This window comes from Paracoccus sp. JM45, from assembly GCF_003590715.1.
In the GTDB taxonomy this organism is placed as follows: domain Bacteria; phylum Pseudomonadota; class Alphaproteobacteria; order Rhodobacterales; family Rhodobacteraceae; genus Paracoccus.
Map to the genome: position 1 here is coordinate 146,046 of NZ_QQVY01000002.1, position 14,927 is coordinate 160,972.

Annotated in this window: 10 protein-coding genes; 5 read left to right on the plus strand and 5 right to left on the minus strand. The window is 61.6% G+C overall.

Annotation, left to right across the window (positions count from 1 at the left end; genetic code table 11):
* The first annotated feature begins 51 nt into the window (after positions 1–51).
* The 4 genes from DWB67_RS04460 to DWB67_RS04475 are packed head-to-tail and all read left to right on the plus strand — an operon-like array spanning position 52 to position 3,755.
* Complete coding sequence (locus DWB67_RS04460; protein ID WP_119806317.1) at positions 52–963, plus strand: ABC transporter substrate-binding protein; 912 nt, start codon at positions 52–54, stop codon at positions 961–963.
* Positions 963–2,114, plus strand: coding sequence for an ABC transporter permease (locus DWB67_RS04465; RefSeq protein ID WP_119806318.1), 1,152 nt, complete (start codon positions 963–965; stop codon positions 2,112–2,114). Before DWB67_RS04460 ends, DWB67_RS04465 begins: the two co-directional genes overlap by 1 nt.
* Positions 2,107–3,024, plus strand: a complete 918-nt coding sequence (locus DWB67_RS04470; RefSeq protein ID WP_119806319.1) for an ABC transporter ATP-binding protein — start codon at positions 2,107–2,109, stop codon at positions 3,022–3,024. Before DWB67_RS04465 ends, DWB67_RS04470 begins: the two co-directional genes overlap by 8 nt.
* Complete coding sequence (locus tag DWB67_RS04475) at positions 3,021–3,755, plus strand: ABC transporter permease (RefSeq protein ID WP_119806320.1); 735 nt, start codon at positions 3,021–3,023, stop codon at positions 3,753–3,755. Before DWB67_RS04470 ends, DWB67_RS04475 begins: the two co-directional genes overlap by 4 nt.
* Here DWB67_RS04475 and DWB67_RS04480 read toward each other — a convergent pair.
* From DWB67_RS04480 to glgB, 5 genes are all read right to left on the minus strand, one after another.
* Complete coding sequence (locus DWB67_RS04480) at positions 3,752–6,139, minus strand: glycogen/starch/alpha-glucan phosphorylase (RefSeq protein WP_119806321.1); 2,388 nt, start codon at positions 6,137–6,139, stop codon at positions 3,752–3,754. The genes DWB67_RS04475 and DWB67_RS04480 overlap by 4 nt on opposite strands.
* A gap of 73 nt (positions 6,140–6,212) precedes the next feature.
* Positions 6,213–8,306 carry a glycogen debranching protein GlgX gene (glgX, locus tag DWB67_RS04485; protein WP_119806322.1) on the minus strand — a complete coding sequence of 698 codons (2,094 nt, stop codon included), beginning with the start codon at positions 8,304–8,306 and terminating at the stop codon, positions 6,213–6,215.
* The gene (glgA, locus tag DWB67_RS04490) at positions 8,303–9,730 is read right to left on the minus strand and encodes a glycogen synthase GlgA (protein WP_119806323.1); all 1,428 of its coding nucleotides are present in this window, start codon (positions 9,728–9,730) and stop codon (positions 8,303–8,305) included. Before glgA ends, glgX begins: the two co-directional genes overlap by 4 nt.
* Complete coding sequence (gene glgC / locus DWB67_RS04495; RefSeq protein ID WP_119806324.1) at positions 9,730–10,989, minus strand: glucose-1-phosphate adenylyltransferase; 1,260 nt, start codon at positions 10,987–10,989, stop codon at positions 9,730–9,732. Before glgC ends, glgA begins: the two co-directional genes overlap by 1 nt.
* A 28-nt stretch (positions 10,990–11,017) precedes the next feature.
* Positions 11,018–13,204: a 1,4-alpha-glucan branching protein GlgB gene (gene glgB / locus DWB67_RS04500; RefSeq protein ID WP_119806325.1), complete on the minus strand. Its 2,187-nt coding sequence runs from the start codon at positions 13,202–13,204 to the stop codon at positions 11,018–11,020.
* A 120-nt stretch (positions 13,205–13,324) separates the two neighbouring features.
* Between glgB and DWB67_RS04505 the strand changes: the two genes are divergently transcribed.
* Complete coding sequence (locus DWB67_RS04505) at positions 13,325–14,926, plus strand: alpha-glucosidase family protein (protein WP_119806326.1); 1,602 nt, start codon at positions 13,325–13,327, stop codon at positions 14,924–14,926.
* Position 14,927: the final 1 nt, after the last annotated feature.

The window sequence follows — 14,927 nt, forward strand, 5'->3', positions numbered from 1 at the left end:
CATTCTGCTTTTGCCCCGATCTGCGGATCAGCGCGACAGGAAAGGACGACCATGAACACCACCGCCTCTATTGCCGCCGCCGCCGCCCTGATCGGGCTTGGCACCGCCGCTGGCGCACAAAGCATTACCGTTTCGTCGAAAATCGATACCGAGGGCGGCTTGCTGGGCAACATCATCGCGATGGCCCTGCAGGATGCCGGATTGCAGGTCACCGACCGTTTGCAGCTGGGTGGCACGCCCATCATGCGCGATGCCATCACCTCGGGTCAGATCGACATCTATCCCGAATATACCGCCAATGGCGCGTTCTTCTTTAACGAAGCCGACAGCGAGGTCTGGAAAGACGCCGATCAGGGCTATGCCCGCGTGGCCGAACTGGATCTGGAACAGAACGATGTTGCCTGGCTGCAGCCCGCACCTGCCAATAACACATGGGCCATCGCTCTGCGTCAGGATCTGGCGGATGAACACGGGCTGGCCAGCATGTCCGATCTGGGGGCGTGGATCAGCGACGGCGGCGATGTGAAACTGGCCGCCTCGACGGAATTCGTCACCTCGGCGGCGGCCCTGCCCGCCTTCCAGACGACCTATGGTTTCAAGATGGCGCCTGACCAGCTGGTCCAGCTGTCGGGCGGTGATACGGCAGCCACCATTGCCGCAGCGGCCCAGCAGACATCAGGTGTGAACGCGGCCATGGTTTACGGTACCGATGGCGGCATCGCCCCCGCAGGTCTGGTCGTGATGGAGGATGACAAGGGCGTGCAGCCCGTCTATCAGCCCGCCCCCATCATCCGCGCCGAGGTACTGGAGGCACACCCCGAAATCCGCGATATCCTTGCACCGATCTTCAAGGGCTTGGACCTTGAAACCCTGCAGGAGCTGAACGGGCGCATCCAGATCGGTGGCGAACCTGCCAATGCGGTTGCACGTGATTACCTAACCAAAACGGGCTTTCTGGACTAATGAGGGGACGGCTTGACCGCCCCGGACTGCTATTCGCACTGATCGGGCTGGCAGCACTGGCCCTGCCCTTCGTGACGTTCAAGCCTAACCGCATCGTCCTTGGCGAAGGCCTGCCAGCCTTCGCCGCCCTGCCCTTTGGCATGGCAATCACCGCCGCTTTGGCGGTGGCTTTGATCGCCGGATGCCTGCGCTGGTCCGCCCTGCTGCGTCTGGTTGTGGCGATGGCGGGGGTGGCCATCGCGGCCATCTCGCTTGGAGTGGCGGCGACGCATCTGACCCCCGATGGCAATACCTTGGCACGCGTCGCGCCCGCATCGGGGTTCTGGCTGACGCTGCTGGCCTTCGCGCTGATGTTGGCTGATGCCATTACCAGACTGCACCCGCCCCTGATCCTTCGCTGGCTGCTTCTGACCGGTGCCATTGTTTTAACCGTATTGCTGCTGACCAGCGGCATTCTGGACGGCGTTTCGGTCATGCGCGAATACACCGCCCGTCAGGATATCTTCCTGCGCGAGGCATCCGCGCATCTGCTGCTGGCCTTCGGATCACTGGGGCTGGCGCTGTTGGTCGGCCTGCCCATCGGGGTCGCAATCCATCAGGTCCGCGCGTCCCGCAGGCCGGTTCTGTCGGTGCTGAACATCCTGCAAACTATTCCATCGCTGGCCTTGTTCGGCATTATGATCCCGATCTTTGGCTGGATTGCCGCCAATGTGCCGGGGGCGGCCCAAGCGGGGGTCGCGGGCATCGGGGTGTTTCCGGCGCTGGTGGCGCTGTTTCTCTATTCGCTGTTGCCTGTTGTGTCGAACACACTGACCGGCCTGTCCGGCGTCAACCCCGCCACGTGTGAGGCAGCGATCGGTCTGGGCCTGACCCGCACCCAAGTGCTGGGCTGGGTGTTGGTGCCGCTGGCCCTGCCCGTCCTGCTGGCTGCCATCCGTATCGTGCTGGTCCAGAACATCGGCCTTGCTGTGATTGCCGGTCTGATCGGCGGTGGCGGCTTTGGCGCATTTGTCTTTCAGGGCCTGAACCAGACCGCGATGGATCTGGTGCTGCTGGGTGCATTGCCGACCATCGCGCTGGCCCTTGTGGCAGGCATCGCCCTTGACCTGCTGGTCGAAACCACCACCCGTGCCCGAGGATCGCATGATTGAAATCCGCAACCTGACCAAGACCTATGACGGCAAAGCCGCCGTCGACGATGTCAGCCTGACGGTGGAACGCGGGCAGATCGCAGCGCTGGTCGGCACATCGGGGTCGGGCAAGACGACATTGCTGCGGATGATCAACCGGCTGGTCACCCCGACATCGGGTCAGATCATGATCGACGGACAGGATACCGGCGACATCCCCCCGCATCTGCTGCGCCGCCGCATCGGCTATGCCATTCAGGGGCACGGGCTGTTCCCGCATCGCACCGTTGGCCAGAACATCGCCACCGTACCGCGCCTGCTGCGTTGGCCGGCCCGCGATATCCGTGCCCGTGTCGATGAATTGCTGACGCTGTTCCAGCTGGACCCCGATGCCTTTCGCAACCGGATGCCGCATGAACTCTCCGGCGGCCAGCAACAGCGCATCGGCGTCGCCCGCGCCCTGGCCGCAAAGCCGGACCTGTTGCTGATGGATGAACCCTTCGGCGCACTGGACCCCGTGATCCGCGCCAAGGCCCAATCCGACCTGCGCCAGATCCAGCGCCAGCTGGGCACCACGCTGATCCTTGTGACCCATGATATGGAAGAGGCGATCCTGCTGGGCGACCGCATCGCCGTGATGGATCAGGGGAAACTGGTGCAATACGCATCACCGCATGACATTCTGACCAGCCCCGCCACGCCCTTTGTCGCGGACCTGATCGGACCGGATCTGCGCCCCTTCCATTTACTGTCGCTGACCCCCGCCTTCCAGATCGCCACCGAGGGCCACGCCACCGGCACGCCCATCCCGCGCGAGGCGACCCTGCGCGACGCCTTGGCCGAATGTCTCTGGAGCGGGCGTGACGCCCTGCCCGTCGAAGGCGGCGGTGTCGTCACCTTGGCGGCATTGCGCGAACGGGCCACGCCGTGACGGGGCGCATCCTTCTGGCGGCGGCCACGCTGTTCCTGCTGGCTTTCCTTATCAGCCCGACCAGCTTTGCGTGGCTGTTCGAACCGGTGACGCGCAACAACGCACCCGCAATCTATACCCAGACGCCGCTCTGGTCGCTGACCCTGTCGCATCTGGGGTTGGTGGCGCTGGCGGTGGCAGCATCAACGGTCATCGCGCTGGTCTTGGCGATCCTTGTGACGCGACCTGCGGGGCGCGAGTTTTTGCCGCTGGCGCGGATCATCACCTCGGTCGGGCAGACATTTCCGCCGGTGGCCGTGCTGGCCTTGGCGGTGCCGGTGATGGGGTTCGGCGCGGGGCCGACGCTGGTGGCGCTTTTCCTCTATGGTCTGCTGCCGGTTTTTGAAAACACACTGGCGGGACTGACCAATCAGCCCCCTAAAATCACCGAGGGCGCGCGCGGCATGGGCCTGACCCAAGCGCAACGTCTGTGGCAGGTCGATCTGCCGCTGGCCCTGCCCGTCATCCTGACAGGAATGCGGCTGACGGCGGTCATCTCGCTGGGGACGGCGACGATCGGATCGACCGTCGCTGCCCGCACCTTGGGCGAGGTGATTATCGCCGGCTTGCTGTCTTCCAACACCGCCTTTGTGTTGCAGGGCGGCATGGTCGTGGGGATCATCGCCGTGATGATCTATGAAGGGTTCCAGCGGCTGGAACGCATTGCCGCACGTCGCGTCGGCCTGACCTAAAGCGGTTTGACCGCTGTAGCGTGCCAGATATCCTGCATATAGCCCCTGATGGTGCGGTCCGATGAAAAGAACCCCGACCGTGCGATGTTCAGCGCCGCCATCCGGTGCCAGTCATCCTGATCGGCATAGGCCGCATCCACCCGCCGCTGCGCCGCGAAATAATCGTCAAAATCCGACGCGACCAGAAACGGGTCGTCGTTCCACGTCCGGTCCAGCAACCCGTAATAGGTTTCAGCCCGACCAAAGCGCCCTTCCGCGATCAGTTGCAGGGCGATCTGCATATCCTGACTGCGTTCGATTGCGGCGCGGGCATGGCCGGGGCGGGCGTTTTCGACCGCAGCCTGTTCCGTCGTCAGGCCGAACAGGAAGAAGTTTTCCGCGCCGACCTGTTCGCGAATCTCGACATTCGCCCCGTCCAGCGTGCCGATGGTCAGCGCGCCGTTCATGGTGAATTTCATATTGCCGGTGCCCGATGCCTCTTTCCCTGCGGTGCTGATCTGTTCGGACAGATCGGCGGCGGGGATCAGATCCTCGGCCATCGAGACGTTGTAATTCGGCGGATAGGCGATCTGCAGGAACTTCGAGGTCACCGGATCGGTATTGATCCTGGCCGCCACGTCATTGATCAGATGGATCACCGATTTCGCCAGCCAATATCCCGGCGCGGCCTTGCCGCCGAAAATTTTGATGCGCGGGGTCCAGTTGCCGTTCGGGTCGTCATGGATACGCTGCCACAGGGCAATCGCTTCCAGAATGTTCAACAGCTGGCGTTTGTATTCGTGGATGCGCTTGATTTGCACGTCAAAGATCGCATCGGGGTCGGCCTTGATGCCCAGACCCGCCAACAATCCGTTCGACAACAGCACCTTATTGTCCCGCTTGGCCGCGCCAAGCCGGTCACGGAAAGCGGCATCCTTGGCGAAAGGTTCCAGCCCCTTCAGCTGATCCAGATCGCGGGTCCAGCCGGCGCCGATGGTGTCATCCAGCAACCGCGTCAGGGCGGGGTTCGCCATGCGCAGCCAGCGACGCGGGGTCACGCCGTTGGTCTGGTTCACGATGCGGTCGGGATGCAGGCGGTGCAGATCGGCGAAGACAGTGTCCTTGACCAGATCGGTATGCAGGGCTGACACGCCGTTCACACGCCCCGCCATGATAAAGGCCAATTCCCCCATATGCACCTGATCGCCATGGACGATTCCGATATGCGCGGGGCGGTTACTGGTGCGGCGGTGGTCATCATCGATCATCTGGATGATCTGCATATGACGCGGCAACACGCGGCCCATCAGCCATGTGGACCAACGCTCCAACGCCTCGGGCAGCAAGGTGTGGTTGGTATAGTTCAACGTCCCGCGCGCCAGTGTCATCGCGCGGTCGAAGGGCAGCCCGTGTTCATCCATCAACAGACGGATCAGTTCCGGCCCTGCAATGGCGGGGTGGGTGTCATTCAGCTGGATCGCGACCTTTTCGGGCAGCAGGTCCAGATTGCCATGTTCGGACATGAAGCGGCGCAGGATGTCCTGCAGCGCCGCCGAGGTCAGGAAGTATTCCTGCTTCAGCCGTAATTCCTTGCCGGCCTCGGTCGTGTCATCGGGGTATAGGACGCGCGACAGGGTGCGGGCCAATGCCTCGGGTTCCGCTGCCGCCGTGTGGTCGCCCGCGTTGAAACGGTGCAGGTCCAGCAGGGTCGTCGGATGCGCCCCCCACAGGCGCAGGCTGTTGGCCCAATCGCCACCCCAGCCTATGACCGGCGTGTCATAGGCGCGCGCCAGCACGCTTTCGGCAGGACGCCAGACGGCGCGGCCATCGACCTGATCGACATGCCCCTTGAAGCCGATGTCATAGCTGTAATCTATGCGGACGAATTCCCACGGGTGGGGCTGGTTCAGCCAGTCTTCAGGGGCCTCGACCTGCTGGCCGCCTTCGAAACGCTGGCGGAACAGCCCGTGTTCATAGCGGATACCATAACCGAAGGCCGGACAGTTCAGCGACGACAGCGATTCCATGAAACATGCCGCCAGACGGCCCAATCCGCCATTGCCAAGCGCCGCATCGGGTTCGTCGTCAAGAATGACTTGTTCGTCCAGACCCAGCAGGTCCAGCGCCTGACCCATGGCCGGCTCCAACCCCAGATTGATGATCGCATCGCCAAGGATGCGCCCGATCAGAAATTCCATCGACAGGTAATAGACACGCTTGGCCCCCTGATCACGGGCCGCGCGGATCGCGCCCACCCAAGGGCCGACCATCAGATCGCGCACGGTATAGCTGACCGCCATGCGCCAATCGAAAACGGTGGCGAATTCAGGCCCGCGACCCTGCGTATGGGTCAGGTGATGAAGGATCTGGTCGCGCAGATCCTGCGCTGTCGGGGATTGGGTCAAGGTGGCCTCTTTTCGTCAGGTGCGACGCATCGCGCAAATGACTGTCACCCGAAGCCGTGATCTTTCGCAAGAACTACTGATGGTTATCGTCAATGTCGCAGAGAACGAAGACCACCACGGTTTCGGCACTGATCGTTTCGACGGCGTCTGCGGCCAAATCGGTGGCATCGTCGCGACCCGTGTCCAGCCTGCGCCGCCAGACGCTGCCTTGAGGGGTTGGTGGCAGGGTCATCTGCGCGTCATCACCATTATTGAAGATCACAAAGACCGCCCCCGGCAAGGCCGCATAACCGGGCGTCCCCGAGGCCATGCGCATTTCCGCGGCCAGCAGGCGCAATTCGGGGTCGTTCCAGTCATCCCGTGTCATTGGCTGGCCGTCGGCCCTTTGCCAGAACAGATCGACAAGGCCGTCCTGTTCGCGGGGTTTGCTGTGCAGGAAGCGTTTCTGCCGCAGGATAGGATGGGCCTTACGGAAGGCAATCACCCGCTGGCAGAACGCCAGAAACACAGGATCTGCCCCGTCCCAATCAACCCAGCCGATGGGATTGTCCTGACAATAGGCATTGTTGTTACCACCCTGCGAATTGCCCAGTTCATCCCCCGCCAACAGCATCGGCGTGCCCTGCGACAGCATCAGGGATGCGATCAGGTTGCGCCGCCTGCGGTCGCGGCGGGCGAGGATGGCCGGATCGTCGCTTGGCCCCTCGACGCCCATATTGTCGGACAGGTTGTGGTTGTGACCGTCGCGGTTCTCCTCGCCATTCGCCTCATTATGCTTTTCGGCATAGCTGACCGTATCCATCAGCGTGAAACCGTCGTGGGCCGAGATGAAGTTGACCGAACTGGTCGCGGGCCGTCCGTCATGGTCGAACCGCGCCGCCGATCCGGCAATGCGCTTGGCCAGTTTGCCGATCAGACCGGCATCGCCGCGCCAGAACCCGCGCAGCTGGTCGCGATAACGGTCGTTCCATTCCCCGAAGGGCGCAGGATAAGCCCCCAGCTGATAGCCGCCATCACCGATATCCCAAGGCTCGGCGATCAGTTTGACGCGGTTCAGCACGGGGTCTTGCCGCACGGCACGAAAGAACGGTCCGTCGCGGTCGAACATGCCGCCTGTGCGACCCAAGACGCTGCACAGATCAAAGCGGAAACCGTCGACATGCATCACCTCGACCCAGTAACGCAGACTGTCCATCACCAGCCGCAGGGCAAAGGGGTCGTCCAGATCCAGCACATTTCCGGTGCCCGCGTCATTGACGTAAAAGCGCCTGTCTTCGGCCAGACGGTAATAAGAGGCGTTGTCCAAACCGCGAAATGACAGCGTGGGGCCCAACTGGTTACCCTCGGCTGTGTGGTTATAGACAACGTCCAGTATCACCTCGATTCCGGCCTTGTGGAAACGGGCAACCATCTGTTGGAATTCGGCAATATCACCATCGCGCATGTAGCGCGGTTCGGGCGCAAAGAACCCATAGGACATATAGCCCCAGTAATTCGTCAGACCCTTATCGACCAGGAAGCGGTCATCGGCAAAGGCCTGCACCGGCAACAACTCGATCGCGGTGATGCCTAGCTTGTTCAGATGGTCCAGCATCGGATCGGATGCCATCGCCAGATAGCCGCCGCGCCCCGGAATACCCAAACGACCGGCGGTCAGACCCTTGACGTGCGCCTCGTAGATCACCGTGTCGGTCATGGGGCGGCGCAGGGGCCGGTCTTCGCCCCATGTGAAAGACGGGTCCACCACCACGCTGCGCGGAACATGGGCGGCGCTGTCGCGGCGATCAAAAGATAGATCGGCATCGGCATGACCCGCGCGATAGCCGAAGACCGCATCATGGGGCGCAAGTCGTCCCGACAGCCGCTTGGCATAGGGGTCGATCAGCAGCTTGTTGGGGTTGAAGCGATGCCCCTCATGCGGTTTGTAAGGCCCGTGCACGCGGTATCCGTATCGCTGGCTGGGGCGCAGGCCGGTGATATGGCCGTGCCAGACATGGCCGTCGCGTTCGGGCAGATCGACCCGCGTCTCGCGGTTCTTTTCGTCGAACAGGCACAGAACCACGCGCTCTGCGTGTTTGGAAAATATGGCGAAATTGACACCGGCCCCATCAAAGGTTGCCCCCAACGGCGTCGGGTGCCCGGCTGTCATCGCATAGTGGTCGTTCATCTGTCTTTGGTCAGTCCGGCGTAAAGTTCGGCGTAAGCCTTTGCCGACAGCGCCCAGCCCACCGGCTGCGCCATCGCGTTCGTTTGCAGGCGGGACCATGTTTTCCTGTCCTTGTAAAGGGCGCCAAGCCGCACCAAAGCGTTCCGCAACGCCCCCGCCGTCACCGGCGAAAACTGGATTCCCGTGGCAACCTTACGCGCCAATGCGGCGGGTGAGGCGTTAATGACCGTATCAGCCAGCCCCCCCGTCAGCGCCACCACCGGCACTGTCCCATAGCGCAGGGCGTAAAGCTGGGTCAGCCCGCAGGGTTCAAACCGCGAGGGCACAAGAATGGCATCCCCGCCCGCAATCAGCCGGTGCGAGAATCCCTCGTCATAGCCGATCCGCACCGCCACATTCGGGTTTTGGTCAGCAGCGGCCTGAAATGCGCGTTCCAGTTCGGCTTCACCTGACCCCAGCAATGCCAGTTGCCCGCCCTGTTCCAGAAGGGTCGGCAACGCCTCCAACACAAGATCCAGGCCCTTTTGTCCGGTCATCCGTGACACGATCACGCACAGCGGGCCACCCGATTGCGGCAATCCCATTTCCGCCTGCAACGCCGCCTTGGCCGCGGCTTTGCCCGCCGGTTTGGAATAGGGTGTGATCGTGGGATCGGTGGCAGGGTTCCACGCAGCGTCGTCGATCCCGTTCAGGATGCCGTGCAATGATGCCTGACGGTGGCGCATCACCCCTTCCAGACCCATGCCGAATTCGGGGGTCATCAGTTCCTCGGCATAGGTGGGGGATACGGTGGTCAGGGCGTCCGCCTCCATCAGGCCGGCTTTCAATGCAGAAATGCCGCCCCAGAATTCAAAGCCTTCGCTGTGAAAGCGGCCCGGATCAAGGCGCAACGAATGCAGGCGGCCCGGATCGGCGGGGCCGGTGAAGGCGATGTTATGGATGGTCAGCATGCTGCGGATATGGCCCGCATCCATCTGGCGCAGGTATTCGGTGGCAAAGCCCGCCTGCCAGTCATGCCCGTGCAACACCTGCGGATGCCAACCCGCAGCGCCATGGGCGGCGATATGCGCCCCGACCCATGACAGGGCTGCAAAGCGTTCAGGGTTGTCTTGCCAGTCGCGTCCATCCGGCCCCAGATAAGGGTTGCCCGGTCGCGCATAAAGATGCGGCGCGTCGATGACCAACAGGTCCAGACCTGCCGCTGTTCCGGCCAGCACCTGCGCGGGTCCGCCGAACAGGTCATCGAATTGCGCGACGCTTTCGCCCCCTTCCAGCGCGACTGTCACCGCCGGATAGCCGGGCAACAGGGTGCGCATCTGCACCCCCTGTTCGGCCAATGCGGCGGGCAACGCCCCCACCACATCGGCCAGACCGCCGGTTTTCACCAAGGGGGCACATTCCGAAGCGACTGACAGAACCTTCATCACAACCCCGCAGCCCGCCGGTCCAGCATATCCTGCGTGATCAGCGTCACGCCCTTATCGCTGACGCGGAACCATTTCGCGTCATCTTTGGGATCCTCGCCCACGACCAGCCCTTCGGGGATAATCACGCCACGGTCGATCACCACATTGCGCAACCGCGCGTGCCGTTCGACGGTGACATAAGGCAGCACCACCGCATGATCCAATACGGCATAGGAATTGGTATGCACTTCGGTGAACAGCAGCGAATTGCGGATTTCGGTTCCCGACACGATGCAGCCCCCCGACACCATCGACGATATCGCCACCCCGCGCCGGTCCTTTTCGTCATGGATGAATTTGGCGGGCGGCTTGCTTTCTGAATAGGTCCAGATCGGCCAGTCGCTGTCCCAGAGGTTCAGTTCGGGGGTGAAATTCGTCAGGTCGATATTGGCCTGCCAAAAGGCATCGACGGTGCCGACATCCTTCCAATAGGCGGGGGCGCCTTCGGTCCGCACGCAGGAATCGTCAAAGCGGTGGGCCATGGCCTTACCGTTCTTGACGATATCGGGGATCAGATCGGTGCCGAAATCATGGCTGGAGTTCGGGTCCTCAGCGTCCGTCAGCAGCAGATCGCGCAGGAAGGCCCAGTTGAAGACATAGATTCCCATGGATGCCAGCGCCTTGTCGGGATGGCCCGGCATGGCGGGCGGGTCCTTGGGCTTTTCAAGGAACGAGATGATGCGCCCCTTGTCGTCCACATCCATGACACCGAATGCCGTTGCTTCCTCGCGCGGGACGGTCAAGCAGCCGACGGTGACATCGGCGCCGCTTTCGACATGTTCGCGCAGCATCACCTCGTAATCCATTTTATAGATGTGGTCGCCGGCAAGGATGATGATGTAATCGACATCGTAATCATCCACGATATCGATGTTTTGCGTCACGGCATCGGCAGTGCCCTGATACCAGTTCTGTTCCGCAGTCCGCTGGCTGGCGGGCAGGATGTCCAGAAATTCGTTGCGTTCGGCGCGAAAGAAATTCCAGCCGCGCTGACAATGGCGGATCAGGCTGTGGGCCTTGTACTGGGTTGCAACGGCGATCTTGCGGATGCCGCTGTTCATCGCATTCGACAGGGCAAAATCGACAATGCGGGTTTTTCCCCCGAAATAGACAGCAGGTTTGACGCGGCGGTCGGTCAGTTCCTGAAGGCGGCTGCCGCGGCCCCCTGCCAGCACAAAGGCCATTGCACGGCGTGTCAGTCGCTTGGTTTCAGCCATAATTAAACTCTCCCCCCAACAATCAAAATCAGTCTTCAGCCACAAAAATAACCACGGACAGCGGCGGCAAGGTCACCGACATGGAAGCCGGTTGACCGTCCTGCGCCTGCCCGTCCGCAATCACCCCTCCCATATTTCCCATACCACTGCCGCCATAGATCGCGGCGTCGGTGTTCAACGCCTCGCGCCACGGGCCCGCCTGCGGGACGCCGATGCGGAAATCGGGGCGCGGAATGGGGGTGAAATTGCAGACCACAACGACGGGTGGATCACCCGCGTTGCCCTTGCGGATCCATGCATAGGTCGATTGCGCCGGATCGGTGGCAATCCATTCGAACCCGTCAGCGTCGCAGTCTTTGACATAAAGTGCAGGTGTCGCGCGATACAGATGGTTCAGGTCGTGGACCAGCGATTGCACCCCCTGGTTCAGGGGCAAACCGGCGGCATGCCAGTTCAGTTCGCCATTGTGGTTCCATTCCTCGGGCTGGGCAAATTCGCAGCCCATGAACAACAGCTTCTTGCCCGGATGGCCCCACATGAACCCGTAATAGGCGCGCAGATTGGCAAATTGCTGCCATTCGTCGCCGGGCATCTTGTGCAGCATGCTGCCCTTGCCATGAACAACCTCGTCATGGCTGATCGGCAGGATGAAATTTTCGGTAAAGGCATACATCAGACCAAAGCTCATCAGGTCGTGATGGTATTGGCGATGGACGGGATCGCGGCTCATGTACCGCAGGGTGTCGTTCATCCAGCCCATGTTCCATTTGAACCCGAACCCCAAGCCCCCCGCATCCACAGGGGCCGACACTTGCGGATAGGATGTGCTTTCCTCGGCCACGGTCATGATGCCGGGGGTTTCGCCATAGGCAGCGATGTTCATCTTTTGCAGGAAGTCGATCGCTTCATAGTTTTCGCGACCGCCGTCCTTATTCGGAACCCATTCGCCATCCTTGCGCGAATAATCGCGGTACAGCATGGATGCGACCGCATCCACGCGCAGCCCGTCGATGTGGTATTCCTGACACCAGTAGACAGCATTGGCGATCAGGAAGTTCTGAACCTCGGTCCGGCCATAGTTATAGATCAGGGTGTTCCAGTCCTGATGGAAACCTTCGCGCGGGTCTTCGTGTTCATAAAGCGATGTGCCGTCAAACCGCGCCAACCCGTGGGCATCGGTCGGGAAATGCCCCGGCACCCAATCCAGCAATACACCTAAGCCCGCCTGATGCGCGGCATCGACCAGATCGCGGAATTCATGCGGCGGACCAAAGCGGATCGTCGGGGCATAAAGGCCGACCGGCTGGTATCCCCATGATCCGTCAAAGGGGAATTCGCTGACGGGCATCAGCTCCAGATGGGTGAACCCCATATCCTTGGCATAGGCAACCAGATCGCGGGCCATTTCGCGGTATGACAAAGGCCGCCCGCCATCATCCCATTTGCGCCGCCAACTGCCCGGATGCACCTCATAGATCGAGATCGGGGCCGTGCGGTCCTGCGCCGTGGAACGTGACGACATCCATTCGCCGTCCTTCCAGCCAAAGCCCGTAATATCGCGCACGACACTGGCTTTTTCGGGGGGGTGCTGGCTGCCGAAACCGATGGGATCGGCCTTTTGCATGACGCGACCCTGCGCGTCCAGAATCTCGTATTTATACAGGGTGCCTTCGCGCCGGTCGGGCAGGAAGATTTCCCAGATGCCACTGCCACCCAGACGGCGCATCGGGTGGTGACGGCCATCCCAGCCGTTGAACTGTCCGACCACTGAAACACGCTGTGCATTGGGTGCCCAGACCGCAAAATGCGTGCCCTTGACGCCTTGATGCGTCATCACATGCGCGCCAAGCGCCTGCCACAGCCGCCGGTGGGTCCCTTCGCCCAGCAGATGCAGATCGACATCGCCCAGAACAGGATCAAACCGGTAGGGATCGTCGAATTCCCATGTCACTCCGCCGCCGCTTTCGGCCTGCAACAGATAATCACCCTCGGGAATCGGGCCGCAGAACAGGTCGCCTGCGACGCGCGGCAGGTCGGTCGATATGCTGCCCGTCTTGACCTTCAGCGCTGCCAGATCGGGATGATACACCGTCAGCCAACGGTCCTTGCCGTCCTGCTTGGGTCCCAGAACATCGAAAGGGCGATCGCAGCGCCCGCTTTCAAGGGCAATCTGGTCGTCAACGCTTGGCAAATGCGGCTTTGTCAATTTTTTCATCTGTCCACTCTATCCCGATCACAGATTCGGGCAATGCGTAGGTTAACGCTAACTGGTCCTTTTCGATCCCGCTATAGTGGTGTTGTCTGAACACAGGTTTCTGGACCCGAAAGGTGAATGATGACGGAATGGTGGCGCGACGCGGTGATCTATCAGATCTATCCCCGCAGTTTTCAGGACAGCACAGGCGACGGTATCGGTGATCTGCCGGGCATTACCCGCAGACTGGATCACATTGCGGATCTTGGGGCGGATGCGATCTGGCTGTCGCCGATCTTCACATCGCCGCAAAAGGATATGGGCTACGACGTTTCCGATTATACCGGCATCGACCCGCTTTTCGGCACGCTGGACGATTTCGATGCGATGGTCGCCCGTGCCCATGAATTGGGCATCAAGGTCATTATCGATCAGGTCATCAGCCATTCCAGCGACAAACACGCATGGTTTGCCGAAAGCCGCAGCAGCCGCGACAATGGCAAGGCCGACTGGTATGTCTGGGCCGATCCACGTGCCGATGGCACACCACCCAACAACTGGCCTTCGGTCTTTGGTGGTCCGGCATGGGAATGGGACGCCAAGCGCAAGCAATACTATCTGCACAACTTCCTGATCGAGCAGCCCGACCTGAACATGTGGAACCCCGCCGTTCAGGACGCATTGCTGGACACGATGCGGTTCTGGCTGGAACGCGGGGTGGACGGCTTCCGGCTGGATACGGTCAATTACTATTTCCACGATGACAAGCTGCGCAACAACCCGCCCAACCCTGATTACGACGGGCCGGAAACCTATCCGCGCCAGCTGCACATCCATTCCAAGAACCGGCCTCAGAACATCGCATTCCTGAAAAAGATGCGCGCGCTGACCGATGAATTTCCCGACCGCATGATGGTCGGCGAGGTGGGCGATGGCGGCCAGACGGCCATTGATATCATGGCAAAATACACCGCCGGCACCGACCGGCTGCATATGTGCTATAGCTTTGAGATGCTCAGCCCCGAATTTACGGCAGCCCATTTCCGCAAGTGCATCGAAGGCGTGCAGACCGGCGCCCCCGATGGTCACAGCTGCTGGAGCTTTTCGAACCATGACGTCATGCGCCACGTCAGCCGTTGGGCTGCCAATGCCGATGACCCCGACATACTGAGCCGCCAATCCGCCGCAATGCTGATGTCATTCCCCGGCACCATCTGCATCTATCAGGGCGAGGAACTGGGGCAGACCGAAACCACGCTGGTTTACGAAGAACTGACCGATCCCCCCGCCCTGCGCTTCTGGCCCGAGGTGAAGGGTCGCGACGGATGCCGTACCCCGATGGTCTGGGATGCCAGCCAGCCCAATGCAGGCTTTTCGGATGGGACGCCATGGCTGCCGGTCAAGGGCGCGCAGGCCGCCCATGCCGTCGCCGGACAGCAGGGCGACGACAGCGTGCTGGCCGCCTATCGCGACACCATCGCCTTCCGCAAATCGCAACCCGCGTTGCGCTGGGGCCAGACACAGTTTCTGGACCTGCCAGAGCCTGTGCTGGCCTTCACCCGCACGCATGAGGGTCAATCGCTGACCTGCGTGTTCAACCTGTCGACCACCCCTGTGACCCTGTCGGTCTCAGGCGATACAGCCATGACCGGCCCTGCCCGTGCCGACATGCAGGGTCAAAGCCTGTCGCTGCCCGCCAACGGCTTTGCATGGCTGACGGGCGCGGTCGATCTGACCATGTAAG